This is a genomic window from Herminiimonas sp. NPDC097707, assembly GCF_044761395.1.
Classification (GTDB): Bacteria; Pseudomonadota; Gammaproteobacteria; order Burkholderiales; family Burkholderiaceae_D; genus Oxalicibacterium.
This window is the reverse complement of sequence record NZ_JBIWCI010000001.1, coordinates 1,069,121-1,093,325: the sequence shown is the minus strand read 5'-3', so window position 1 is coordinate 1,093,325 and position 24,205 is coordinate 1,069,121. Positions and strand designations below refer to the sequence as shown.

The 24,205-nt window shown below is 54.7% G+C and carries 22 protein-coding genes; 10 read left to right on the top strand and 12 right to left on the bottom strand.

Going from position 1 to position 24,205, the window contains the following annotated elements; translation table 11 throughout:
• The first annotated feature begins 34 nt into the window (after positions 1 to 34).
• Positions 35 to 235 carry a hypothetical protein gene (locus tag ACIQW9_RS05245; RefSeq protein ID WP_402333830.1) on the top strand — a complete coding sequence of 67 codons (201 nt, stop codon included), beginning with the start codon at positions 35 to 37 and terminating at the stop codon, positions 233 to 235.
• An 11-nt stretch (positions 236 to 246) separates the two neighbouring features.
• Here ACIQW9_RS05245 and nadC read toward each other — a convergent pair whose 3' ends face one another.
• The 4 genes from nadC to nadB form a co-directional block, all read right to left on the bottom strand.
• Positions 247 to 1,119, bottom strand: a complete 873-nt coding sequence (nadC, locus tag ACIQW9_RS05240) for a carboxylating nicotinate-nucleotide diphosphorylase (protein WP_402333828.1) — start codon at positions 1,117 to 1,119, stop codon at positions 247 to 249.
• A complete protein-coding gene (nadA, locus tag ACIQW9_RS05235) occupies positions 1,116 to 2,255 on the bottom strand; it encodes a quinolinate synthase NadA (RefSeq protein WP_402333825.1) in 1,140 nt (379 codons plus the stop codon). Before nadA ends, nadC begins: the two co-directional genes overlap by 4 nt.
• 197 nt (positions 2,256 to 2,452) lie before the next feature.
• On the bottom strand, positions 2,453 to 4,054 hold the full coding sequence (locus tag ACIQW9_RS05230; protein WP_402333822.1) for an ABC-F family ATPase: 1,602 nt from the start codon (positions 4,052 to 4,054) through the stop codon (positions 2,453 to 2,455).
• Between the two features lie 276 nt (positions 4,055 to 4,330).
• Complete coding sequence (gene nadB, locus ACIQW9_RS05225; RefSeq protein WP_402333819.1) at positions 4,331 to 5,935, bottom strand: L-aspartate oxidase; 1,605 nt, start codon at positions 5,933 to 5,935, stop codon at positions 4,331 to 4,333.
• 286 nt (positions 5,936 to 6,221) lie between these two features.
• On the opposite strand from nadB, the gene ACIQW9_RS05220 reads away from it, so the two are divergent.
• Positions 6,222 to 7,541, top strand: coding sequence for a dicarboxylate/amino acid:cation symporter (locus tag ACIQW9_RS05220; RefSeq protein ID WP_402333816.1), 1,320 nt, complete (start codon positions 6,222 to 6,224; stop codon positions 7,539 to 7,541).
• A 68-nt stretch (positions 7,542 to 7,609) separates the two neighbouring features.
• Here the strand turns inward: ACIQW9_RS05220 and ACIQW9_RS05215 are convergent, their stop codons facing one another.
• The 3 genes from ACIQW9_RS05215 to ACIQW9_RS05205 form a co-directional block, all read right to left on the bottom strand.
• Entirely contained in the window at positions 7,610 to 10,252 is a 2,643-nt protein-coding gene (locus ACIQW9_RS05215; RefSeq protein WP_402333814.1) for an EAL domain-containing protein, read from the bottom strand.
• Positions 10,249 to 11,472: a formate-dependent phosphoribosylglycinamide formyltransferase gene (gene purT / locus ACIQW9_RS05210; RefSeq protein ID WP_402333811.1), complete on the bottom strand. Its 1,224-nt coding sequence runs from the start codon at positions 11,470 to 11,472 to the stop codon at positions 10,249 to 10,251. The genes ACIQW9_RS05215 and purT overlap by 4 nt, the downstream gene beginning before the upstream one ends.
• A gap of 218 nt (positions 11,473 to 11,690) precedes the next feature.
• Positions 11,691 to 13,355: an MFS transporter gene (locus ACIQW9_RS05205; protein WP_402333808.1), complete on the bottom strand. Its 1,665-nt coding sequence runs from the start codon at positions 13,353 to 13,355 to the stop codon at positions 11,691 to 11,693.
• A gap of 273 nt (positions 13,356 to 13,628) precedes the next feature.
• On the opposite strand from ACIQW9_RS05205, the gene ACIQW9_RS05200 reads away from it, so the two are divergent.
• A complete protein-coding gene (locus ACIQW9_RS05200) occupies positions 13,629 to 14,075 on the top strand; it encodes a PaaI family thioesterase (protein WP_402333806.1) in 447 nt (148 codons plus the stop codon).
• Positions 14,076 to 14,147: 72 nt separating this feature from the next.
• Here the strand turns inward: ACIQW9_RS05200 and ACIQW9_RS05195 are convergent, their stop codons facing one another.
• Genes ACIQW9_RS05195 through ACIQW9_RS05185 form a run of 3 tightly spaced genes read right to left on the bottom strand, consistent with a single transcriptional unit; the run spans position 14,148 to position 16,304 of the window.
• Positions 14,148 to 14,930: an NRDE family protein gene (locus tag ACIQW9_RS05195; RefSeq protein WP_402333803.1), complete on the bottom strand. Its 783-nt coding sequence runs from the start codon at positions 14,928 to 14,930 to the stop codon at positions 14,148 to 14,150.
• Positions 14,921 to 15,208, bottom strand: a complete 288-nt coding sequence (locus ACIQW9_RS05190; RefSeq protein WP_402333801.1) for a DUF4936 family protein — start codon at positions 15,206 to 15,208, stop codon at positions 14,921 to 14,923. The genes ACIQW9_RS05195 and ACIQW9_RS05190 overlap by 10 nt, the downstream gene beginning before the upstream one ends.
• 37 nt (positions 15,209 to 15,245) lie before the next feature.
• Complete coding sequence (locus ACIQW9_RS05185; protein ID WP_402333798.1) at positions 15,246 to 16,304, bottom strand: YgfZ/GcvT domain-containing protein; 1,059 nt, start codon at positions 16,302 to 16,304, stop codon at positions 15,246 to 15,248.
• A 127-nt stretch (positions 16,305 to 16,431) separates the two neighbouring features.
• Here ACIQW9_RS05185 and mltG point away from each other — a divergent pair, with 127 nt between their 5' ends.
• From mltG to ACIQW9_RS05150, 7 genes are all read left to right on the top strand, one after another.
• Positions 16,432 to 17,415, top strand: a complete 984-nt coding sequence (gene mltG, locus ACIQW9_RS05180; RefSeq protein WP_402337900.1) for an endolytic transglycosylase MltG — start codon at positions 16,432 to 16,434, stop codon at positions 17,413 to 17,415.
• Positions 17,416 to 17,455: 40 nt separating this feature from the next.
• Positions 17,456 to 18,070: a dTMP kinase gene (gene tmk, locus ACIQW9_RS05175; protein ID WP_402333796.1), complete on the top strand. Its 615-nt coding sequence runs from the start codon at positions 17,456 to 17,458 to the stop codon at positions 18,068 to 18,070.
• Entirely contained in the window at positions 18,067 to 19,098 is a 1,032-nt protein-coding gene (locus tag ACIQW9_RS05170) for a DNA polymerase III subunit delta' (protein WP_402333793.1), read from the top strand. The genes tmk and ACIQW9_RS05170 overlap by 4 nt, the downstream gene beginning before the upstream one ends.
• Positions 19,099 to 19,108: 10 nt before the next feature.
• Entirely contained in the window at positions 19,109 to 19,486 is a 378-nt protein-coding gene (locus ACIQW9_RS05165; protein WP_402337897.1) for a PilZ domain-containing protein, read from the top strand.
• A 24-nt stretch (positions 19,487 to 19,510) separates the two neighbouring features.
• Positions 19,511 to 20,044 carry a GNAT family N-acetyltransferase gene (locus tag ACIQW9_RS05160; RefSeq protein ID WP_402333791.1) on the top strand — a complete coding sequence of 178 codons (534 nt, stop codon included), beginning with the start codon at positions 19,511 to 19,513 and terminating at the stop codon, positions 20,042 to 20,044.
• Between the two features lie 77 nt (positions 20,045 to 20,121).
• Positions 20,122 to 20,901 (top strand): TatD family hydrolase, encoded by a 780-nt coding sequence (locus ACIQW9_RS05155; RefSeq protein WP_402333789.1) that lies wholly within the window; start codon positions 20,122 to 20,124, stop codon positions 20,899 to 20,901.
• Between the two features lie 4 nt (positions 20,902 to 20,905).
• A complete protein-coding gene (locus ACIQW9_RS05150; protein WP_402333787.1) occupies positions 20,906 to 21,589 on the top strand; it encodes an ankyrin repeat domain-containing protein in 684 nt (227 codons plus the stop codon).
• 76 nt (positions 21,590 to 21,665) lie between these two features.
• Here the strand turns inward: ACIQW9_RS05150 and ACIQW9_RS05145 are convergent, their stop codons facing one another.
• Positions 21,666 to 22,493 (bottom strand): HDOD domain-containing protein, encoded by an 828-nt coding sequence (locus ACIQW9_RS05145; protein ID WP_402333784.1) that lies wholly within the window; start codon positions 22,491 to 22,493, stop codon positions 21,666 to 21,668.
• Positions 22,494 to 22,853: 360 nt separating this feature from the next.
• Positions 22,854 to 24,170: a gephyrin-like molybdotransferase Glp gene (glp, locus tag ACIQW9_RS05140; protein WP_402337895.1), complete on the bottom strand. Its 1,317-nt coding sequence runs from the start codon at positions 24,168 to 24,170 to the stop codon at positions 22,854 to 22,856.
• Between the last annotated feature and the right edge of the window lie 35 nt (positions 24,171 to 24,205).

Here is a 24,205-nt window from a genome sequence, read left to right as displayed (position 1 = left end):
GTTGTGATGGGTTTGTGCTGCGGTGCAAGCCTGCTTGATTGCAGTTTTTAGTAGTAATAAAGATGCCGCTCAGTTTTTGACTGAGCGGCATCTTTTGTTTGTTTTTCAGTTTTTTCTTGGCGATGTTGTTCTTGCTTCTGGGTGGCTCAGCATGCCAGGGCAGTCCGGCAACGAAACGATGATCGAAGAAAGAACAGAGCCAATAAAAAAGCCGCATGGTGCGGCTTCTTCATAAAACAACACATCCTATTTACTCTCAACAATCCGCAAGGAATAATCGGTAGCCCGCACATCCTTGGTCAAACCGCCGATGGAAATGCGATCCACGCCGGTTTCCGCAATCGCCCGCACCGAATCGCGATTCACGCCGCCCGACGCTTCGAGCAGGGCGCGACCATTCGTCAAGACAACCGCAGCCCGCATATCGGACAGTGAAAAATTATCCAGCAGCACCGATTGCGCACCTGCCGCCAAAGCCGCTTCAAGCTGTGCCAGATTTTCCACCTCTATCTGTATCGTTACACCGGCTTGCAAGGCCAGCGCAGCCTGCATGGCGGCCGTCACACCGCCGGCTGCGGCAATATGGTTTTCCTTGATCAGGATGCCGTCATACAGTGCCAGTCGCTGATTCTTGCCGCGGCCTACGCGCACCGCGTATTTTTGCGCCAGACGCAAACCAGGCAAAGTCTTGCGCGTATCGAGAATGGCTGCTTTGGTGCCGGCGATCAATTCGACGTAAGCGCGCGTCGCCGTGGCAACACCGGACAGCAATTGCAGGAAATTCAGGGCGGTACGCTCAGCTGTCAGCAAGGCGCGTGCCGGCGCTTCGATGGCGCACACTTCGCTGTCTGCCTGCATCAGGGCACCTTCTGCATAACGCCACTCGATGCGTATGCGTGCATCCACCTGTTTCATGACTGCTTCAAACCACGGCGCACCGCACAACACGGCTGCTTCGCGCACGATCACGCGCGCTTGCACGATTTCGTGTTCCGGCACCAGCTTGCCGGTGACGTCGCCGCTACCGACGTCTTCAGCCAGCGCCGTCACAATATTGTCTTCAAACGCTGCCGTCAAAGCAGCATCGAAAGGGGCAAATGGATTACGCAGCAGACTCATGCCGGTCCTATTCCTGAAAACAGTTTTTGTTCTTTTGCCAGATCGCTGGATGGACGCACATTGGCTTTTTGCGCGGCAGCGAAATCGAGCATGCGATCGATGCAAACGGTTGCCTTGCGACCGATTTCCGGATCGACGTGAATTTCATTGCGGCCCGATTCCAGCACGTCCAGCAGATTCTGCAAACCGTTCATGGCCATCCACGGGCAATGCGCGCAGCTCTTGCAGGTCGCACTATTGCCGGCAGTCGGCGCATCGATGAAAATTTTGCCCGGCGCGGCCATTTTCATCTTGTGCAAAATACCGTTGTCGGTAGCGACGATGAATTCCGGCGCATCCATGGTTTGCGCAGCATGGATCAGTTGCGAAGTCGAGCCGACCGCATCGGCCAGCGCCACGACGGCAGCAGGCGATTCCGGATGCACCAGCACTTTCGCCAGTGGATGTTCCTTCTTCAGCAGCTCCAGTTCCACTGCCTTGAATTCATCGTGCACCAGGCAGGAACCCTGCCACAGCAGCATATCGGCGCCGGTCTGTTTTTGTATGTAGCCGCCCAGATGCTTGTCCGGCGCCCACAGGATTTTCTTGCCTTGTGCATGCAGATGTTCGACGATCTTCAAGCCGATGGATGACGTCACCATCCAGTCTGCGCGCGCCTTCACTGCCGCGCTGGTATTCGCATACACGACGACCACGCGATCAGGATGCGCATCGCAGAAAGCATGGAACTCGTCGACTGGACAACCGAGATCCAGCGAACAGGTCGCGTCCAGATCCGGCATCAGAATGGTTTTTTCAGGGCTCAGGATTTTCGCCGTTTCACCCATGAACTTGACGCCGGCTACCACCAGCGTCTTGGCCGGATGATCGCGACCGAAGCGTGCCATTTCCAGCGAATCAGACACGCAGCCGCCGGTTTCTTCCGCCAGATCCTGCAGATCGGCATCGACGTAGTAATGCGCCACCAATACGGCTTCGCGCTCTTTCAGCAAGTGTCTGATGCGTTCCTTCAGGGCGATTTTTTCTTCCGGCGATGGCGTCGCCGGTGTGCGTGCCCACGCGTGGGCCACGCAACTGCTGCCGCTTTCCATCCCGGGACGTTCAAATTCAATTGTTTTAATAAACTGGGTCTGCATGGCTGCTCAATGTCGGTATTGAAGACGCATAAATGTATGCGATGAATTTAAGCGGTGAATTCGTAATTACGGTTCAGGCAAATTGTAGCGTCATTTGTCTCTGATGGCAGAGTCATGGATGCACACGGGCAAGTCAAATTCCAAGCGTAAAAAAGCGCGACGGGAATATTCCACGTCGCGCTTTTTATTTACAGCAATTACTCGATACCCTGGCTGGACAGATAATCCTCGTACGTACCCTGGAAATCGATGATTTCGCCATCTTTCAATTCCAGCACGCGCGTTGCCAGCGAAGAAACGAATTCGCGGTCATGCGAAACGAAAATCAGCGTACCGGCATATTTTTCCAGCGCAATGTTCAGCGATTCGATGGACTCCATATCCATGTGGTTGGTCGGTTCATCCATCAGCAGCACATTGTGACGGCCCAGCATCAGCTTGCCGTAGGTCATGCGCCCTTTTTCACCGCCGGACAATACCCTGACCGATTTCTTCACATCGTCGCCGCCGAACAGCAGGCGACCGAGTATCGAACGTACTGCCTGATCGTCGTCGCCTTCCTGCGTCCACTGTCCCATCCAGTCGGTCAGATTCTTGTCGCTGGCAAAATCCTCGGTCGGATCTTGCGGCATGTAGCCGACATTGGCATTCTCGGCCCATTTGACGCGCCCCTGATCCGCAGCCAGCCCGGTGATTTCCTCGCCGCCTATGCAGCGCAGCAAAGTCGTTTTACCGGCACCGTTGGCGCCGATGATGGCGATGCGCTCACCAGCTTCCACCATGATGCTGAAGTTCTTGAACAGCTGGCGATCGTATGCTTTTGAAATCGTTTCCGCTTCCACTGCCAGGCGATGCAGTTTTTTCTCGCCGTCAAAACGCACGAATGGATAAGCGCGCGATGATGGCTTGATGTCGTCGACCTTGATCTTTTCGATCTGCTTGGCGCGCGACGTCGCCTGACGTGCCTTGGATTTGTTCGCGGCAAAGCGGCGGACGAATTCCTGCAGCTCGGCAACCTTGTCTTTCGCTTTCGCATTGTTCGCCAGTTGCTGATTGCGCGCCTGCGTCGAAGCAAACATGTAGTCGTCGTAGTTGCCCGGATAAATCTTCAGCGTGCCGTAATCCATATCGGCGACGTGTGTACAGACCTGATTCAGGAAATGGCGATCATGTGAAATGATGATCATGGTCGAGTTGCGCTCGTTGAGCACATCTTCCAGCCAGCGGATCGTATTGATATCCAGGTTGTTGGTCGGCTCGTCGAGCAGCAGTATGTCCGGGTTCGAGAACAGCGCCTGCGCCAGCAATACGCGCAGCTTCCAGCCTGGCGAGACATTGCTCATCGGCCCCTGATGCAGATCGATGGCAACGCCGGCACCCAGCAGCAACTCGCCCGCACGCGATTCTGCAGTGTAGCCATCGTATTCAGCGAATTTCGCTTCGAGGTCGGCCGCCTTCATGTAGTCGTCATCGGTCGCTTCCGGGTTCGCGTAAATCGCATCGCGCTCAGCCATCGCCGCCCACATTTCCGTATGGCCCATCATCACGACATCCAGTACGCGCATTTCTTCAAATGCAAATTGATCCTGGCGCAATTTACCCAGACGCTCGTTCGGATCGAGCATGACGGTGCCTGCCGACGGGTCCAGATCGCCGCCGAGGATTTTCATGAAGGTGGATTTGCCGCAACCGTTGGCACCGATCAGGCCGTAACGGTTGCCGTCACCAAATTTGACGGAAATGTTTTCAAACAGCGGCTTGGGGCCGAACTGCATCGTGATATTAGCTGTGGAAAGCACTGATAAAGCCTTTGCGGATATGAATTTAGATAACCCGGCATTCTACCATTGTGGGGGCTGACTGGCAGCGTCTGGCAGGAGGCTGGCCAGCCTTTAATGGAGATTCGATGCCGAAAACCGGTTTTTCTTCGTGGATACTCGGTTGCCGGCTAGTCCGGCAAAGCAACCATGATTGAAGAAAGAGCGGTATCAACACCAGAAAACCAAAAACCACCCGCCAATAAAAAATGCCGCTCAGTCACAAACTGAACGGCATTTTTATTAAACAGCACAATCTCAATGCCTACGATCCGGCGACAACACGCTAGGCAATGCCTTGGGCAGAGTATCCGGATAATCACGGCTGTAATGCAGACCGCGGCTTTCACGGCGCGACAATGCGCTGTTGACGATCAACGAGGCGACTTCAACCAAATTACGCAATTCCAGCAAATCCGGTGTGATGCGGAAGTTGGCGTAATATTCGTCGATTTCTTCCTTCAGCAAACGGATCCGATGCTGCGCGCGTTCCAGTCGTTTGGTGGTGCGCACGATGCCGACGTAATTCCACATGAAGCGACGCAGCTCATCCCAGTTGTTGGCGATGATGACTTCTTCGTCGGCATCGGTGACGCGGCTTTCATCCCAGGCTGGCAGACTGACGGCTTTTTGTTTGGGTTGCGTATCGATGTACTGCGCTGTGGAGCGTCCCAGCACCAGGCATTCGAGCAGGGAGTTGCTCGCCAGGCGATTGGCGCCGTGCAGGCCGGTGCAAGTGGCTTCGCCGACGGCATACAGGCCGGGTAGGTCGGTGCGGCCGGACAGGTCAGTAATCACGCCGCCGCAGGTGTAATGCGCAGCCGGCACGACAGGAATCGGTCCCTTGGTCATGTCGATGCCGAGCTCCAGGCAACGCGCCATGATGGTAGGGAAGTGCTCCTTCAGGAATTCCGGCGATTTGTCGCTGATATCGAGATCAACATAATCGATACCGCGTTTTTTCATCTCGGCATCGATGGCGCGCGCCACGATATCGCGCGGCGCCAGTTCGGCACGCTCATCGTGCGAGGGCATGAAACGCTTGCCGCGACTTTTACCGGCAGTCACCGGTAATTTCAGGACGCCGCCTTCGCCGCGCACCGCTTCCGTAATCAGGAAGGATTTTGCGTAGGGGTGATACAGGCAGGTCGGGTGAAACTGGATGAATTCCATATTTGCAATCCGGCAGCCGGCGCGCCAGGCCATGGCAATGCCGTCGCCGGTCGCCGTGTCGGGATTGGTGGTGTACAGATACACTTTGCCGGCGCCACCGGTGGCCAGTACCGTGTGTTCGGCGGCGATCGTGATGACTTTGCCGGTTTTGACATCCTGCACATACAGACCGAGACAGCGCGGGACGCCCTTTTTTTTCTCCAGTACATCGGACGTGATGACGTCGATCGCGTAATGATGCTCCATCAGGGTGATGTTGGGATGAGCGCGTACTTTTTCTTCCAGCGTTACCTGTACCGCGTGTCCGGTGGCATCGGCGGCGTGGATGATGCGACGCTGGCCGTGGCCGCCTTCGCGCGTCAGATGGAAGCCGAGTTCGGCGCTGGCATCCGGGGTGAAGGGTACGCCTTGTTCGATCAGCCATTCAATCGCTTCGCGCCCGTGCTCGAGAATGAAGCGAGTGGCGGGTTCGTCACACAGGCCGCCACCGGCGACCAGCGTATCGGCCACATGTTCGTCCACGCTGTCATTGGAATCCAGCACTGCAGCAATCCCGCCTTGTGCCCAATTGCTGGCGCCGTCGAGCAGGGTGCGTTTGGAAATGACAGCGACTTTGCGGGTTTCTGCCAGGTGGAGGGCAACGGTAAGACCAGCCAGTCCGCTGCCGACAATTGCGACATCAAATTTCATAAATATTTATATTAAGAAAAAGTTTGTCCATGACTATATTCGATTTAGCAGCTTGCCGTGTAATTTGCATATTGAAAATGTGTTTTTCCATACAGTATGTGGCATGAGAAAAATGTTAAAAACAGTCGATTTAATGCAGGTAATGCATGATTTATTTCCATATGAATGATGGAAAAACAGGCATACGATTACAAATACTATGGGCATGCAACTGGTCGTGTGTAGGTGCCTGTCAAACAAGGAACATGGGCTCAGAAGGCTTATGCTTTCATCCAGGAAAAGAAAAATGTCCAAGCCACCTTTTTATAAATCCTTGTACGTACAGGTTATTTTTGCCATTGTGGTCGGTGTCCTGCTGGGACATTTTGCACCGGAAACCGGTACTGCAATGAAGCCTTTCGGCGATGCTTTCATCAAGCTGATAAAAATGATCATTGCTCCGGTCATCTTCTGTACGGTCGTGATCGGGATTGCCGGTATGGAAGACATGAAGAAGGTCGGCAAGACCGGCGGCATGGCGCTGCTTTACTTTGAAGTGATGAGTACGCTGGCGCTGCTTGTCGGTCTGCTTGTCGTCAATCTGTTGCAGCCAGGCGCCGGCATGAATATCGACGTCAACTCGCTGGATATTGCCAGCATCGCAAGTTACACCGAGCCCGGCAAGCTGGAAACCGTGACAGATTTTCTGTTGCACATCATCCCATCCAGCATGATCGATGCCTTTGCCAAAGGCGATGTGTTGCAAGTGTTATTGGTGTCGGTGCTGTTTGGCTTCGCCTTGCATAAGCTGGGTGGACGCGGCACGCTGGTATTCGATTTCATTGAGAAGATTTCCCATGTGCTGTTTTCCATTGTAGGCATCATCATGAAAGCCGCGCCGATCGGGGCCTTCGGTGCGATGGCATTCACGATAGGAAAATACGGCATCGCTTCCTTGCTGTCGCTGGGGAAATTGATGGGCACCTTTTACCTGACCTGTCTGATCTTCATCTTCGTCGTGCTGGGCATCGTGACGCGCCTGCACGGCTTCAGTATCTGGAAGTTCATCAAGTACATCAAGGAAGAATTGCTGATTGTGCTGGGAACATCGTCGTCGGAATCCGTATTGCCGCGCATGATCGCCAAGATGGAAAATCTGGGGGCGAAAAAATCGGTGGTCGGCCTCGTTATTCCAACCGGCTATTCATTCAATCTGGACGGCACTGCAATCTATCTGACAATGGCTGCAGTGTTTATTGCACAGGCGACTAATACCCCAATGACTTTGATGCAGCAGATCACCCTGCTGGCGGTGCTGTTGCTGACATCAAAAGGCGCGGCAGGGATTACCGGCAGCGGTTTTATCGTGCTGGCGGCAACCCTGTCTGCTGTGGGGCATGTGCCGGTGGCGGGGCTGGCGCTGATTCTGGGCATCGATCGTTTCATGTCGGAAGCGCGTGCGCTGACCAATACCATCGGTAACGGCGTTGCCACACTGGTCGTGGCACGCTGGGGCAATGATCTGGATATGCAAACCTTGCATGCGCAATTGAATAATGAAACGGACGTGGCTGCAAATGAACCGGAAAAAATACTGGATATGGTGAACAACAAGCTGGACGTGTGATATCTGCCGTTGCTGGAGCAATCGGCTCCAGCAGCATGTCTTTTAATACGCGATGCCGATTGCGACAGTCAGCCGAGCGGAAATTGATGGCTGGAGCAGATCAGCGTTTCCGCTTCTTCGGCTGACAGCGGCGGCGAGAAGATGAAACCCTGTCCCAGATCGCAACCCATTTTCTGCAACTCATGAACGTGTGCGCTTGTTTCCACGCCTTCAGCGACGGTTTGCAGATTCAAGGTTTGCGCCAGCGCCATCATCAAACGAATGATTTCCCTGTCGCTTTGCTTGGTGCCCAGACCGTGCACAAAAGTCTTGTCGATTTTGAGTATGTCGATCGGCAGCTTTTGCAGATAGGCGAGGGATGAATAGCCGGTGCCGAAATCGTCCAGCGCCAGACGCAGACCGAGGTTTTTCAGCAAGGCCAGATTTTCTATCGTCTGCAGCGGATTGGCCATGGCAGACGTCTCGGTCAATTCCAGTTCTATCGTACGCGGCACCACGCCGCTACTGTCGAGTATTTCGCGTACCTGGGTGAAGAACGAGGTGTGCAGCAACTGCCGCATCGAGACATTGACGGCAACGGTGATGTCGCCCATTGCCGGATAGCTGGCTTGCCATGCGGCGAGTTGCCGACAGGCCTGTTCCATCGCCCACATGCCTATCGGCACCACCATGCCCGAGGTTTCGGCGATAGGGATAAATTCGTTCGGCGAGATCATGCCGTATTCCGGGCTGTTCCAGCGCAGCAGCAATTCAAATCCCCTGACACGGCCATCCACCAGCGACACCTTGGGCTGATAGGCTACCGACAGTTCATTGCGCTCCAGTGCAAAGCGCAAAGCTACGTCCATGCGCGCATGTTTGGTCGATTTGATCTGCAGGGCGGCATCGTAGATTTCCGTACGATTGCGGCCGCGTTCCTTGGCTTGATACATGGCGGCATCGGCTTCGCGGATCAAATCGGCCGGAACCTGATGATCAGGGCTCAATTGTGCAATACCGATGCTGATTTGAATCTTGACGGCGACATTGTCGAAGATCAGGCGTTCGGATACGGCGCGTGCAATGGCCTTGGCCTTGATGCTGCTTTCTGCCAGTGAGGAGTTGGTCAGGATCACGAATTCATTGCCGCCGAAACGCGCAACGAAATCGGTTTCCGGCAAGACGGCAACGATGCGCTTGCTGATTTCAAGCAGACACTGATCGCCGAAGTCGTGACCGTGCGTATCGTTGACGCTCTTGAAAAAATCCAGATCGCAGAACAGCATGGTCAGGCTGGATTGCTGCTGCCGGCTGGTTTCCATCGCAGTGGCCAGCCTATTGACGAGATAACGGCGGTTCGGCAAATCGGTAAGCATGTCGTGCATGGCCTGATACTCGATCTGTATCTCGGTCGTCTTGCGTTTGGTAATGTCGCGTGTGACGCCGAGTATGCCTATGATGTTATTTCTGGCATCGCGCAACGGATATTTGCTGGTGTGGAACCACAGATGCATGTCGTTGTGCCAGAATCCCGGCGCTTCCATATCCTGCAGCGGAATGCCGGTTTGCATGACCTGCTGATCCTGCTGCTGGATTTCGTCGGCGATTTCGCGCGGGCTGAGTTCATCGTTCCCATTCGCCATCTTCAGGCAGATGTCATAGACGGTTTTGCCGCGCAGTTCATCTTCGCTGGAATAGCCGAAGCGCCGCTGGAAAACCTGATTGCTGATAGTGAAGCGTCCGTCGCTATCCTTGACATAGATCATCGAAGGATTGAGATCGAGCACGGCACGCAGCATTGCCGTTTCCTCCTGCAGTTTCAGCTCGACATCCTTGCGCAAGGTAATGTCTTCTATGCTGAACACGAGGCCGTTGATGGCCGAGTCGTGCAACATGTTGTAGCCGCGCGTTTCCAGCCAGACCCAATGGCCGTCCTTGTGCCGGGTGCGATGGCGCGAAAATATCGTACTGTGCGGCGTATCGCGCAAATGACGTAATTTCTCCTTGTGTTCTTCTTCATCGTCCGGATGCAGAATCGGCTTGATTGCATTGCGAAGGATTTCTTCATAGCTGTAACCGATGACTTCCTGTAATGCAGGATTGGCAAATTTGATGCGATAGTCGGCATCGGTAATGATGAAGATGTGGCGCGTCACCCGTGCAATTGCATTGAAGCGGCGTTCGTTGGTGCGTGCCTTGCTGAGTGCAATACGATTGATGTTGAGCGTTTTTGCCAGCAACAGTGATAGCCAGCCTATACAAATGGTGGCAAATAAATCGGGCAGCCAGTCGCCTGCAGTGGCACCCAGATACACGTTGAGACGATAGCCGATCAAGGTCAGTGCCGCGATGCACAGAATCGCAATACGGTGACGCAACACCAGCGGAAATACACCGGCGATGGCAATCAGCCACGGTATCGGCAATGCGGGTATGGTGCTTTGCGCAGCCAGTACGGCGATGGAGCATGTTGCGACCAATACTTCGGCCAGCAGGAATTTTTCACTGAGCAGAATCGCTGTGCTCAGCCAGAAATAGCGTATGAAGGAAATTGTCAGCAGGGTAAGCAGAAGCACCACAGTGCCCATGCCGATGGGTGTCAGGCTGAGATGTTTTGCATACACCAGCAGCATGGTGTGGAACAGCAGCGTTGCGTATAGCAACAGCGAAGCGGTGCGGAAGATATCGCTCCCTGCCAGAATCCCTGCGGCACGAAGGCGTGTTTCGTTCATCTGCTGTGCACCACCGGCTTGATCGTCGCAGCTGCAGTCCTGGCATTGTTGCGTGCGGTTTCAACATCGGCAGCAGCAGCCAGTGCAACCCCCATGCGGCGGTGAGTGTATGATTCCGGCTTGCCGAACAGGCGGACATCGGTGCCGGCGACGCGCAATGCATCGGCTACGCCCTCGAATGCAATGACCGCGCCGTCGTGCCGGCCGTAGATGACGGCTGAAGCGGCCGGTGTTTTCATCGCTACATTGACCGGCAGGCCGAGTATGGCTTTGGCATGCAATTCAAATTCGCTTTGTTCCTGGCTGGTGATGGTCACCATGCCGGTATCGTGCGGGCGCGGGCTGACTTCGGAAAACCAGACCATATCGTGCTTGACGAATAGTTCGACGCCGAACAGTCCCAGACCGCCGAGGTTATCAGTTACTTTTTTTGCGATGTCGTGCGCTTTCTGCAGCGCGCCGGGATGCATGGCTTGCGGCTGCCATGATTCCACATAGTCGCCGTTGACTTGCAGGTGGCCGATAGGTTCGCAAAAATGCGTGTGCGTTGCACCATCGGCGCCGATCGCGCGTACGGTCAGCAAGGTGATTTCGTAATCGAAATCGATAAAGCCTTCGACGATCACACGTCCGGCATTGACGCGTCCGCCGGCGGCAGCGCAATCCCATGCGGCCTCAATATCGTCGGCACTGTTCAATTTCGACTGGCCCTTGCCGGATGAAGACATCACCGGTTTGACCACGCAGGGATAACCGATGTCGGCGCAACCGGCCTTGAGTTCCTTCAGGCTGTCGGCAAAACGATAAGGCGAGGTGGCGACGCCCAATTCTTCCGCTGCCAGCCGGCGTATGCCTTCTCTATCCATCGTCAGCCACGCTGCGCGTGCAGTCGGAATCACGCGCACATTGCCGGCATTTTCCATTTCGAGCAGGGTGGCGGTGGCGATGGCTTCAATTTCCGGTACGACCAGATCCGGCTTTTCCTGATTGATCAATGCCGCCAGCGCCACGCCGTCGGTCATGTCGATCACATAAGCGCGATGTGCGACTTGATGGCCAGGCGCATTGGCGTAGCGATCGACTGCAATCACTTCAATGCCCAGGCGCTGCAGGGAAATGATGACTTCCTTGCCCAATTCGCCGGAGCCCAGCAGCATGACTTTGGTGGCGCTGTGAGTCAGGGGAGTACCGATGCGAGAGATGGTGTTGCTTTTATTCATGGCGGGAAATTCTATGGGTATGCGAGTACCCGTATTGTGTGCGAGAAGATTTTATTGGCATCCCGACAATAACAAATCCTGATTGATTTGGACAGCGCAAATTACTGGAGTTCATGTTTTTCATCAGAAAATATTTGCATCAATAAAGCAAAAAAAAAACTGCCAGAAATTTTCTGGCAGTTTTTTTCAAGCTTGCTTGAATGAAAGACTAATGACGCTTAATCGTTGGCGTAAATGTCATTGTCCTTGGTTTCGCGAACGAAGATCATGCCGATGACGAAGGTCATCAACGCAATGATGATCGGATACCAGAGGCCATAGTAAATGTCGCCCTTGAACGCCACCAGTGCAAACGCCGTGGTTGGCAGCAAGCCGCCGAACCAGCCGTTACCGATGTGATACGGCAGCGACATCGATGTGTAACGGATACGGGTCGGGAACATTTCAACCAGCATGGCGGCAATCGGACCGTACACCATCGTGACGTAAATCACGAGAATGAACAGCAGCAACAGCGTCATGCCATAGTTGATTTGTGCCGGATCGGCCTTGGTTGGATAACCATGTGCCTTGATGGAATCAGCCAGTTCTTTTGAAAAGGCCTTGTCCTTGGCAGCGGCATCTTCTTTCGACAAACCTTTGGCATCGAAAGATGTCAGCAGGGTATCGCCAACCTTGACCGTTGCAATTGTGCCGGGAGCAGCATCCTCATTCGAGTAGGCCACCGAAGCAGCAGCGAGCTTAGCTTTCACGATGTCGCATGACGAAGTGAATTTCTTGGTGCCGGTCGGATTGAACTGGAATTGGCAGGTTGCCGGATCGGCAGTAACTACCACTGGTGAATCTTTCAATGCAGCTTCCAGTGCGGGATTGGCATAGTGCGTCAAGCCGCTGAAGATAGGGAAGTAGGTCAGCGCAGCAATCAGGCAGCCTGCCATGATGATCGGTTTGCGGCCGATTTTATCGGACAGCGAACCGAAGATCACGAAGAATGGTGTCGCCAGCAGCAGCGAAGCCGCGATCAGGATGTTGGCAGTTGCACCGTCTACCTTCAGTGTTTGCGTGAGGAAGAACAGAGCGTAAAACTGACCCGTGTACCAAACCACGGCTTGACCAGCAGTTAAACCGATCAACGCCAGAATAACGATTTTCAGGTTGCCCCATTTTGCAAATGCTTCAGTCAGTGGTGCCTTGGAGGTTTTGCCTTCCGCTTTCATTTTCACGAATGCCGGCGATTCAGCCATCGACAGACGTATCCAGACCGAGATCCCCAGCAGGAAAACCGAAACCAGGAACGGAATGCGCCAGCCCCAATCGGCAAATGCTTCTTCGCCCATTGCAGTACGCGTACCCAGAATCACCAGCAGCGACATGAACAGACCCATGGTTGCCGTAGTCTGAATCCACGACGTGAATGCACCGCGCTTGCCGTGCGGTGCATGCTCAGCCACATAAGTAGCTGCGCCGCCATATTCTCCACCCAGAGCCAGACCTTGCAAGATGCGCAGAATGATCAGGATGACAGGAGCGGCGAGGCCGATCGATGCATAGTTTGGCAGCAGGCCGACGACGAAGGTCGAACCGCCCATGATCACGATTGTGACAAGGAAGGTGTATTTACGACCGATCATGTCGCCCAGACGACCGAATACAATAGCGCCAAACGGTCGCACGAGGAAACCTGCGGCAAATGCAAGCAATGCAAAAATGAAGGCGGTATTGGGATCGGTGCCTGCGAAAAACTGCTTGGCGATAATGCCTGCCAGTGAGCCGTACAGATAAAAGTCATACCATTCAAATACCGTGCCCAGAGAGGAGGCAAAAATAACTTTACGTTCCTCCGGGGTAATGCCGTTGCGTCCGGCTGTCGCTACTGTGACCATGCTCGTCTCCTTAATAATTATTAATGGAATGCGTGTGCACATTCCTTGTATTGGGTAAGCGAGTCGAGTGTGCGACTAGAACCTTACGGGATACTTGCATTAAGCTTACGTAACGCTTACATATGCAAATGACTTGAAACACTGTTTCCTCTGGATGAAATTCCTGTCATGGCTGTATTTTCATAGGGCGCACAGGCGAAAAATTTCTGCATAAGTTTGGTGCGCGACTCGGATGGCTCTAAAATGACGCCATTTTGCAACTGAAAAGTACCAATGACGAATTCATCCCATAGTTCAGTGGCCGCTGCGGCTTCACCCGTGATTCCCTTTTTGCAGGAGCTCGGCATCCATGTCGTCGAATCCGGTGCGGGCCAGGCGCAAGTCGAATTGATCCTGCAGGCGCATCATCTGAATGGCTGGCAGGTTGCACATGGTGGAGTGATCATGACCATGCTGGATAACGTGATGTCGCTGGCCGGACGTTCGATGGCGCCGGATATCCGCGGTGGTGTGACGATAGAGATGAAAACCAGCTTCATGCAGCCGGGCGGAACAACAGGTTGCCGTCTGCTGGCGAAGGGCAAGGTCCTGCATGCATCGACCAGCATTTATTTTTGCGAAGGTGAATTGTGGAACGGCGACAAGATGGTGGCCAAGGCCAGCGGCACCTTCAAATTCATTCGCCGTACCGACGTGGCGAAAAAAATGACGCCAGCCTGATCGTCCATCCGCGCATTGCTGTGAACCAGACTGCAGCGTTCAAGGCGAGGCCGGAACAGCCTCACCGCTTATTCAAAATCCTTTTGTACACTGCCCGCGATGAGGCACACGTTCCGGCGCGGGCGGCATCGCTACTGTCGGGCGCTCCAGCAATACCGGTGCCTGATTGGTTTGCAATTTGACCAGTGTGGACACGCGGGTGCCGTAATCGTGAGAGGTGATGCAAACGGCGGACAGCAAACGTTCACGCTCTAGACTGACGCCGGTTTTCGGCAGGCGGCAGTCTGACGCGCAGGTCGTGTCGGACAGCATTTCAAAGAATGCATCTTCCGGCGCTCCCTGGCAGAGCAGGCTGGCAAATTCAGCCTTGGTGCTGACCACCTTCGGCCATGTGCAATCCAGCAGCGAGTTCGACAAGCCGTACATGCCGGGTTTCATCGGCTTGCCGTTGCGCTCGTCTTTTTCGCCGCGATTGGAATACCAGATTAATTCATCCTTGTTGCCTATCAACAGATTGAAACCGTTGTAGTCGGCAGCATGGGGAGAAATTTCTTCTACGTAGTCGGTCGGCGTTGTCGTTCCGGCCAGATAATTCAATACCAGATTGCCGCGCGTAGGTGCATCCGGACGTATCTCGGACGGCGCGCGTATATTCGTGATCGCCGCAAAGCGTCCGTCGCGTGTGATACCCATCCATGTACCGCCGCCTTGCAGGTCGCGGCCCGCATAAATCTGCGGATGGTCATGCCACCAGTCAGCCGGGCTGGCCGGTCTATCGTAGAACTCGTCGCGATTGCCGGCGGCGAGCAAAGGCATATTCGGCATTACTTGCCAGGCAAAGACGATTAAGCACATAAAGATACATCCAGAAATTGTTCAGTGTGGCGTTTGCCATCGATGAGCGATGGCAGCTGACTTGCCGCAACGGCTTGCTCCAGCTTGACTGCAAAATCTTCATTCACGGCCAGATACACTTCCATCCACGTATGCATGCCGTCCTGCGCGACGGGACTGCGCTTGAGTGCCGTACGAACCGCGTATAGACGGGTCAAATTATCCTGCAACGCCGACACCTGCGTCAGAAAGAGCGCGGCGTCGGCAGCCTGTACCCGATAATAAATATAGAGGTCCATCGTTGGCTTTGTGTTCAGCAGCATTTTCCGACGTTGCTCAGACCGGATCAGTCAAAGGGTAAGGCAAGGGCTGGAAAGACAGCACCGGGCCTTGCGCCGAACCCAGTCGCACTTCGGACTCCGCTGCCGCCAGTTTGATCTCGACCAGACAGGCGATTTCCTGCGCATTTGTGCGTTCGGCATTGACGACCATGCCGCATGGCTGCTCGGGATCGCTGACGGAAAAAATTTCAGTGCCGGGTTCCGCGCTTGCCGCACTCACGCTCGCATGCAGCATGCGGCGCTTGAGCTTGCCGAGATACTGGCTGCGGGCGACGATTTCCTGGCCAGGATAGCAACCTTTCTTGAAATTCACGCCGCCTATCAATTCAAAATTGATCATTTGCGGAACGAATTTTTCCTGGGTGGCAATGCCGATGTGCGGCACGCCGCTATCGATTTCTGCCAACTGCCACGCCGCTGCGCCGGCAGCATGCAAAACTTTCGTCAACTGCGGCCATGCTTCCACAGCCTGCGCGGCAGTGGTGATCCATTGGTAACGTGCGGTGCCAAATGCATCGGGATGGCGGATCAGCGTACCGGCGGCGGATTCGGTCTTGTCGTAAATCGTTGCTGGCAAGATGGGAAACCACTGCTGCAGTACGCTGGTTGCGGCCGGACCGGCAAGGCCGAGCATCACGTGATTTTCTGTTGCATCGATGAGTTTGGCCTTGGCGCGCAGGACAAACATTTGCAGGCGTTTTTGTACGCCTGCCTGCAATTCGCGCGGCAGTTGCAACATGACGCCGTCGGCGGTTTTCCAGATCAGCAGACTTGCCAGCAGCCGGCCTTTGGCTGAGCAATAGCCGGCCAGTCGTGCTGCGCCGGCATCCAGATGTTCAACATCGTTGGTCAACTGGCTGTGCAAAAAATGCGCCGCCTCGTCGCCGCTGGCGGCGATCAGACCCAGATAGGTAATGGGAGCAACAAAATCGGTGCGCGGTGTTTCAGACGGCATCTGCGCGCCGAAATGCAGAAGTTCGGGTACTGCTTCAGCGCTGGCGGGTGTGCTGAATTGCGCGCCCTGATCAGCCAGAAAATTCAACCATGTAGTCATAATTTCAATCAATAAGTTAGAGCAAACAGCGGTTCCGCTATTATCATTAGAGTCTGATTATAGTGGCGTGGGAAAAACGCGTCGGTTTGCCCTTGATTTGCCTGGATTTCACCGAGACCTTGCCTTGATTAAAAAATTCTTCACCCTGATTATTCTGCTGGCAATCGCTGCAGCGGCTGCCTTCGTGTTCTGGGCGCAGCAACCCATCATCCAGAATGGCCAGCCCGTCATCGACTTCACGATTAACCCCGGCAGCGGTGTGAGAAGCAGCATGCAGCAAATCGAAAAAGCCGGTGCGCCGGTGCAACCTTTCCTGATGATGGTGCTGGCGCAAGTCACCGGCAACAGCACCAAACTGAAAGCCGGCAGTTACGAATTGAAACCAGGCACGACACCATCCCGCTTGCTGACGCAATTGGTGCGTGGCGAGTTTGCCCAGGAAGCGCTGACCGTTATCGAGGGCTGGACCTTCAGGCAGATGCGTGAGGTGATCAATGCGAATCCAGCCCTGAAGCATGACACTGCAAGCCTCTCCGACCAGGAGTTGATGGCAAAGATATCGAGCGATTACAAAACGCCGGAGGGCTTGTTTTATCCTGATACCTATATGTTTGCAAAGAATTCCAGCGACTTGCTGATTTACAAACAGGCACACAATCTGATGCTCAAGCGTTTGAACGAGGCATGGCTGGCGCGCAATCCGTCGCTGCCATATGCTTCGCCTTACGAAGCCTTGATCATGGCTTCCATCGTGGAAAAGGAAACGGGTAAAAAATCCGAGCGCACGATGATTGCCGGCGTCTTCGTCAATCGCCTGAAGAAGGGCATGCTCTTGCAAACCGATCCGACCGTCATCTACGGCATGGGCGATAGTTTCAAGGGCAATATCCGCAAGCGCGATCTGCTGACGGACACCCCGCACAACACGTATACTCGCGCAGGCCTGCCGCCTACGCCGATAGCCTTGCCGGGCACGGAATCGCTGCATGCAGCGATGAATCCGGCAGCGACCGATGCCGTGTATTTCGTCGCGCGCGGCGATGGCAGCAGCCAGTTTTCCGCGAATCTGGACGATCACAACAATGCAGTCAACAAGTATCAACGCAAATAAGTTCGGCAAAAATAACGAGTATTACTTTTATGGCAGTGGCATGACGACAGCAAAATTCATCACCTTTGAAGGTATAGACGGAGCGGGAAAATCCACGCATTTATCGTTCGTCGCCGACTTGTTGCGTACAGGTAAAAAAAGCGTTGTGGTCACGCGCGAGCCGGGCGGCACCAGTCTGGGCGAAGCGTTGCGCGCTATCCTGTTGCATGAAAAAATGCATCTGGAAACCGAAGCCCTGCTGATGTTTGCGGCGCGGCGCGAGCACATCGCGCAGATTATCGAACCGGCACTGGCGCGCGGCGACTGGGTAATTTCAGACCGCTTTACCGATGCGACCTTCGCTTATCAGGGCGGCGGCCGCAAGCTGGATAGGCAAAAACTTTCTGTACTTGAACAATGGGTGCATCCGCATCTGCAACCCGATTTGACGCTGCTGTTCGATGTGCCGCTGGATGTGGCGCGCGCACGGCTGGATGCAACGCGTACGCTGGACAAGTTCGAGCAGGAAAAGGCGGATTTCTTTGCCGCCACGCGCGCCGAGTATCTGCGCCGTGCCGCCGAATTCCCGCAGCGTTTCCGCATCATCGATTCGACACAGGCTATCGCGACGATACAGGAACAATTGCGCGACATCATCGCAGGACTCGATACTTGAATACTCTTTATCCCTGGCAGCACACTTCCTGGCAACAGTGGCAGAAATTGCGTGAACGCCTGCCGCACGCGATTCTCTTTCACGGACCGGAAGGTATAGGCAAGACAGTTTTTGCCGAAGCCTGCGCCCAATCGCTGCTGTGCGAAACGCCGGCAACCGATGGACATGCATGCGGCACTTGCGCTGCATGCGGCTGGTTCCAGCAATACAGCCACCCCGATTACCGTCGGGTGCGTCCGGAAATTCTGGACGATGGCGAATCTGCAGAGGGCGAAGAAGCCGAAGCCGGCGATGCCAAAAAATCCAAGTCCGCCAAGGCACCATCGAAGGAAATCAAGATCGACCAGATCCGTGCCTTGTCCGACTTCATGAATATTTCCACCCATCGCTCCGGCATGCGTGTGATTACGCTGTATCCGGCCGAAGCCTTGAATACGGCAGCCGCCAATTCCTTGCTGAAAATGCTGGAAGAGCCGCCGCCGAATACGATGTTTTTGCTGGCGACGAATAGCATCGATCGCCTGTTGCCGACGATACTCTCGCGTTGCCGCAAGTTTGCACTGGCGATGCCGGGAGCCGAAGAAGCCTTGCAGTGGCTGCAGACGCAACAGGTAAAAGACGCCGACAGCTGGCTGGCCGAACAGGGCGGCTCACCGCTTGCCGCGCTGGCATCCTCGCAAGCTGGTGCACGCGAAACGCTGGATGAGTTTTTGCAGCAGCTGGCACAGCCGGGTGTCGATGCTGCATTGAAAACTGCCGAACGCCTGCAAAAAACACCGGTGACAGAATTAGTAGCGTGGCTGCAACGCTGGTTGTATGACGTGCTTTCCGTCAAACTTTCCGGCACAATCCGTTACTATCCGCGCTACAAAAAAGAATTGGCTGCGCTGGCTGCGCGTGCCGATGCAGGCGCCTTGCTGCAAGCGATCAAGATGCTCAATGAGCGGCGTGCAATTGCCGATCATCCGCTGGCGCCCAAGCTGTTTATAGAAGACATGTTGCTGGATTATTCGACGCTTTTTTCCTGAGAGGTAAATGATGGCAGATGCCCCGATTGCAGCAGCTAGTCCCGCAGTGGGGCGCCCGTCGGTATTGTCTTTGCCGATCAAGGAAAAATCCGCTTTGTACGCGGCCTATATGCCGTTTCTGGCAAATGGCGGCATCTTTGTGCCATCCACCAAGCCATACAAGATCGGCGATGAAATCTATCTGATCCTGACCTTGCTGGACGATCCGACCAAATATCCTATCGCCGGCAAGATCGCGTGGATCACGCCGGCCGGGGCGAACAACAACAAGGCGCAAGGCATAGGCGTGCAGTTTTCCGCCGACGAGAGTGGCCAGCGCATCAAGCTGCGTATCGAGGAATTGCTGGGTGCGGCGCTTGGTTCATCACGTGCCACGCATACCTTGTAAAAACCGCTGTATCGCTTTTCAATAATGCCTCCAAGCCAGCAATGTAGTCAGCAAGCCAGTAAGAAATTTCTCCACCGCCTTGCGACTCTGGATGATTTGCCAGCAATCGTGGCTATCTACAACAGCACTATTGCGTCACGTCAGGTCACCGCAGATATCGAACCTGTCACCGTCGCCTCGCGTCTGGATTGGTTTAATGAACGCTCTGCGGACAAACGACCTATCTGGGTAGTTGAAGACGATGGGAAAATTCTGGGCTGGCTTGCCTATTCCAATTTCAATACGCGTGCCGCCTATACTCACACGGCAGAAATTTCCATTTATATTGCGCAAGATGCCCGGGGAAAAGGCTTGGGCGGCTACTTCCTGACGGAAGCAATTGCATTTGCATCAACGTTGAATATTCATACGCTGGTAGGTCTGATTTTTGCTCATAACGAACCGAGCCTGAAATTGTTTGAGCGCTTCGGCTTCGAACGCTGGGCTAACATGCCGGGCGTTGCAATGCTGGATGGGCTTGAGCGAGACCTGGTGATAGTCGGCAAGCGAGTGACATGAGCAAGATTGCCTGAGCGGATCTCGTTCCGGGTGCGACCGCTCGCAGCAAAGCCGTCTGACGCGTACAATTCAGTTCCATGTATATCGATTCCCACTGTCACATCAATTTCCCCGAGCTTGCTGCGCGCATGCCTGAGATACTCGGCAAAATGGCCGAGAACGAAGTCAGTCATGCGCTCTGCGTTTCGTGCGACCTGCCGAATTTCCCCAGTGTGCTGGAGCTGGCCGAACGCTATCCCAATATTTACGCCTCGATCGGCGTGCATCCGGATTATGAAGATACGCCGGAGCCGTCCGTCGATGAGCTGATTCGTCTTTCCGATCATCCGAAGATTGTGGCGATCGGCGAGACTGGACTCGATTATTATCGGCTGGAAGGCGATCTGGAATGGCAGCGCGAGCGATTTCGCAGGCATATCCGCGCTTCGCGCGCGACCGGCAAACCCTTGATCATCCATACCCGTGCGGCCTCTGAAGACACGATACGTATCATGCGTGAAGAGGGTGCCGGCACCGATGCAGGCGGGGCGGCCGGCGTCATGCATTGCTTTACCGAGTCGCTGGAGGTGGCGAGGGCGGCGATGGAAATGGGATTTTACATTTCGTTTTCCGGCATCGTGACGTTTAAGAGCGCGAAGGACTTGCAGGCGGTAGCGCGCGAAGTGCCGCTGGAGCAGATGCTGATCGAAACCGATTCGCCTTATCTGGCGCCCGTGCCGCATCGCGGCAAGGTGAATGAGCCGGGACTGGTGCGTCATGTAGCGGAATATCTGGCGCTCTTGAAAGACGTTCCGCTGGAGAGGATTGCACAGCAGACGACGGATAATTTCTTTAACTTATTCAAGATTGCGCGGTAAGCAGATGCCGAACAAAAAAATGGACGATGTGCGCAGACGCTCCCTGCAACTGTTGGCGGCGATGTCGCTGGCCGCGAACTTGCCGATGCTGGTGCATGCAGGTGCTTATGAAGATTATTTTCAGGCAGTGAAGGGCGATGACGCGGCGACCGTTACTTCTCTGCTGCAGCGCGGCTTTGATCCGAATACGATAGAGCCTGAACGCGGCGATTCAGGTCTGGTGCTGGCTGTGCGTGAAAAGGCAATGAAGGTATTTGCCGTCTTGCTGAAGGCGCGCGAAACAGATGTTGACCTGCAAATCAAGAACGGCGATACAGCCTTGATGATAGCCGCCTATACCGCCAACAAGCAGGCGGTGGCCGCATTGCTGGCCAAAGGTGCAGCGGTCAACAAGAGCGGCTGGACACCTTTGCATTATGCGGCAGCAAGCGGCGATGACGAGATCGTGAAAATGTTGCTGGATAAAGCAGCCGTACTGGATGCTCTATCGCCGAACAAGACCACTCCCATCATGATGGCGGCGCGCGGCGGCCATATTTATGTGGTGAAAACATTGCTCGATGCAGGAGCGGATGCCACGCTGAAAAACGATGCCGGCATGACAGCTATCGACTTTGCCCGACAGAACGGCAACAAGGATATCGTTGAAGGTTTGACGTATCGCTTGAAGAAGGTCGGCAAGCTTTAACCATCAATACGGCAGCATTAAAATTGCCGGGCGCATGCAAGGTGCAAAATCGGCCGCTGGGATCAGGCTCTTTTGCTCATGCCGTATTTGGGCTGAGAAATCTTTCTCTTAATTCTTTACAAATATCGTCTACCTCGGCAGTCGTCAAGCCGAGTGTGTCGGTCGCCATCTCGCCACCTTCCAGCCATTCAATCGATACAGCATGCCTGTGTTGCTGGATCGCCTGATCCACGACGCAAAAGATCGCGATCAATTCGCGTATTGCAGGTGCAAAGACAGGGTCGGACATGATTTCGTAGGAATGATGTTTTTTGATCGCGAGTACGACCAGCGGATCGGCGTGCCAGTGTTCGGCCAGCATGGCGCCTACCAGCGCATGATTGATTCCATGACGTGTGTTTTCAAGTTCGATAAACCCCTGATGTTCCAGCTGGTTTGCCACAGTGAGCGTGTCTTCGTAATCCAGGAAAGACGCCATCATGAGCGGAATGCCGATATCGCAAAACAGGCCGAAGTTATACGCAAGATCCGGTGCAATGTTCGTGACCTGGCGCGCGACGTGCATCATGCCCCACGAGCGTTTTTCGGACACATCCCAAAATCGCGGCATCATCATCTTGCCGTGGGATAGCATTCTGCGCGCCATCAATCTGGTGATCAGCGCATGGCAATTGTTCAGGCCGATCAGTGTGATTGCTTCTTCGACCGTTTTGATATGGCGATTCAGGTTGAACATTGCCGAGTTTGCCATTGCCAGCAGATTGCCTGCGATAGCGACATCGCGATTGACCAAATGCGCAATTTTTTTCATGTATGGTTCTGCCGTTGCGATTTCGTGCTGCAAGGCGATGAGCAGGGCGGGGCGGGGAGGTATGTTGACGGGGCGTGCGAGCTCTGTTGACATTGATCGCGTGCCGGTTTTTGGACTGGACCCGTGCATGAACATTTCCCCTAAAAAGCAATTTCTTAATGCTTGTTTCACTGCGTGACAGCAGTGTGCCGCTGATGTTGCAGAATGCCTCTTGGGCAACAAAAGAAAGGCTATATGTTATTAATTTCCTATTGGATTCCAGAGTATCTCGAATAATGCATTGGGGATACAAGGTTATGAAAAAATCCGGGAAAACTGTTGCTTATTGTTAAATAAAAAGCGACGTGATTTTTGAGCTTATTTGGACTTCAAATGAAAAGCCTGCATTTCTCCATCGAGAGATGCAGGCTTTTTGGCGGGGCGGGTAGAGGTGCAGGGCGCACCTGCGGGGAATTAAATCAAGCCCTCAAACAGAATCACATCGACCAGCTCACCGGCTTTCACTTCAGCCCTGTCGTGTTCCAGTACGACCATGCAATTGGCTTCCGACATCGAGCGTAAAACGCCCGAGCCTTGCGACCCGGTGATGCGTACTTCCTGTATGCCATCGCTGTTTCGACTCAGTATGCCGCGCTGGTACTCGGTACGTCCCGGACGCTTGCGTATGGCAGCCTGCGATACGACGCGCAACAAGGGCGGCGCTGCTACCGCCGATGCGCCCATCATGTGTAGCAAGGCTTGCCGCGCGAGGAAATAAAAGGTCACCATCACGGCGACCGGATTGCCGGGCAGGCCAAACAGATAGGCTTCCTTGCCGTTCGAGGCGATTTTGCCGAAGGCCATGGGGCGCCCCGGGCGCATGCCGATTTTCCAGAAGCCGACATCGCCCAGTTGCGCCATCATCTGCTTGGTGTAATCAGCTTCGCCTACCGATACGCCACCGGAAGTGATGATGGCATCGGCATTTTCGCAGGCAGTGCGAAACGCGGCTTCAAGTACATCCGGATCATCCTTGATGACGCCCATGTCGACCACGTCGCAACCGAGACGTATCAGCATGCCATATAGCGTGTAGCGATTGCTGTCGTAGACGCAGCCTTCGTCCAGCGTTTCGCCGATGGAGCGCAGTTCGTCGCCGGTAGAGAAAAACGCCACTCGCAGACGACGCTGTACCGGCACTTCGCCTATGCCCAGCGAAGCCAGCAAACCGAGATCGGCGGGGCTGAGGATTTTGCCTTTTTGTAGCGCGGGCGTACCGGCCTTGAGGTCTTCGCCTTGCAAGCGACGGTTGTCGCCAAGCTTCACCGCGCCGGCCGGAATGGTCATGCCGGCATCGCTGGCATCGCGCACGAATTCCTGTGGAATCACGGTATCGCATCCGCCCGGCATCACGGCGCCGGTCATGATGCGTACGCATTCGCCGCTACCGACTTTGCCATCGTAGGCGCGGCCGGCGTAAGCGGTGCCGATTATCTTCAGACTCAAATCCGCCTTCGGGTTCAGCTCGCTGCCGTGCAGCGCGTAACCGTCCATGGCCGAATTGTCGTGCGACGGGACGTTGATGGGCGACACGATATCGAGTGCCAGTACGCGGCCCAATGCGCTGCGCAGGGCAATTTTTTCCACCGCATTGATGGGCTGGATGAGCTGGCGAATGATGGCTTGCGCATCCGCCACCGGCAAGGCATCGGGATCGTAATCCGACAGGCAGTTGACCACGCTGGAGAGCGTGCGCGGCGGATTCTGGTCGGCAGGAGAAACGTTGGACATGGGCTCGTCTAAATCGTCAAGGTTGGCATCGCGCA

What these genes read in the sequence shown, in the direction of transcription:
- tmk (WP_402333796.1), top strand. Translation starts at nt 17,456, where the DNA reads ATGACGACAGCAAAATTCATCACCTTTGAAGGTATAGACGGAGCGGGA.
- ACIQW9_RS05160 (WP_402333791.1), top strand. Translation starts at nt 19,511, where the DNA reads ATGCCTCCAAGCCAGCAATGTAGTCAGCAAGCCAGTAAGAAATTTCTC.
- ACIQW9_RS05190 (WP_402333801.1), bottom strand. Translation starts at nt 15,208, where the DNA reads ATGGACCTCTATATTTATTATCGGGTACAGGCTGCCGACGCCGCGCTC.
- ACIQW9_RS05215 (WP_402333814.1), bottom strand. Translation starts at nt 10,252, where the DNA reads ATGAACGAAACACGCCTTCGTGCCGCAGGGATTCTGGCAGGGAGCGAT.
- ACIQW9_RS05205 (WP_402333808.1), bottom strand. Translation starts at nt 13,355, where the DNA reads ATGGTCACAGTAGCGACAGCCGGACGCAACGGCATTACCCCGGAGGAA.
- ACIQW9_RS05150 (WP_402333787.1), top strand. Translation starts at nt 20,906, where the DNA reads ATGCCGAACAAAAAAATGGACGATGTGCGCAGACGCTCCCTGCAACTG.
- ACIQW9_RS05165 (WP_402337897.1), top strand. Translation starts at nt 19,109, where the DNA reads ATGGCAGATGCCCCGATTGCAGCAGCTAGTCCCGCAGTGGGGCGCCCG.
- ACIQW9_RS05185 (WP_402333798.1), bottom strand. Translation starts at nt 16,304, where the DNA reads ATGACTACATGGTTGAATTTTCTGGCTGATCAGGGCGCGCAATTCAGC.
- ACIQW9_RS05195 (WP_402333803.1), bottom strand. Translation starts at nt 14,930, where the DNA reads ATGTGCTTAATCGTCTTTGCCTGGCAAGTAATGCCGAATATGCCTTTG.
- ACIQW9_RS05155 (WP_402333789.1), top strand. Translation starts at nt 20,122, where the DNA reads ATGTATATCGATTCCCACTGTCACATCAATTTCCCCGAGCTTGCTGCG.
- nadC (WP_402333828.1), bottom strand. Translation starts at nt 1,119, where the DNA reads ATGAGTCTGCTGCGTAATCCATTTGCCCCTTTCGATGCTGCTTTGACG.
- nadA (WP_402333825.1), bottom strand. Translation starts at nt 2,255, where the DNA reads ATGCAGACCCAGTTTATTAAAACAATTGAATTTGAACGTCCCGGGATG.
- ACIQW9_RS05220 (WP_402333816.1), top strand. Translation starts at nt 6,222, where the DNA reads ATGTCCAAGCCACCTTTTTATAAATCCTTGTACGTACAGGTTATTTTT.
- ACIQW9_RS05145 (WP_402333784.1), bottom strand. Translation starts at nt 22,493, where the DNA reads ATGTCAACAGAGCTCGCACGCCCCGTCAACATACCTCCCCGCCCCGCC.
- ACIQW9_RS05200 (WP_402333806.1), top strand. Translation starts at nt 13,629, where the DNA reads ATGACGAATTCATCCCATAGTTCAGTGGCCGCTGCGGCTTCACCCGTG.
- purT (WP_402333811.1), bottom strand. Translation starts at nt 11,472, where the DNA reads ATGAATAAAAGCAACACCATCTCTCGCATCGGTACTCCCCTGACTCAC.
- glp (WP_402337895.1), bottom strand. Translation starts at nt 24,170, where the DNA reads ATGTCCAACGTTTCTCCTGCCGACCAGAATCCGCCGCGCACGCTCTCC.
- nadB (WP_402333819.1), bottom strand. Translation starts at nt 5,935, where the DNA reads ATGAAATTTGATGTCGCAATTGTCGGCAGCGGACTGGCTGGTCTTACC.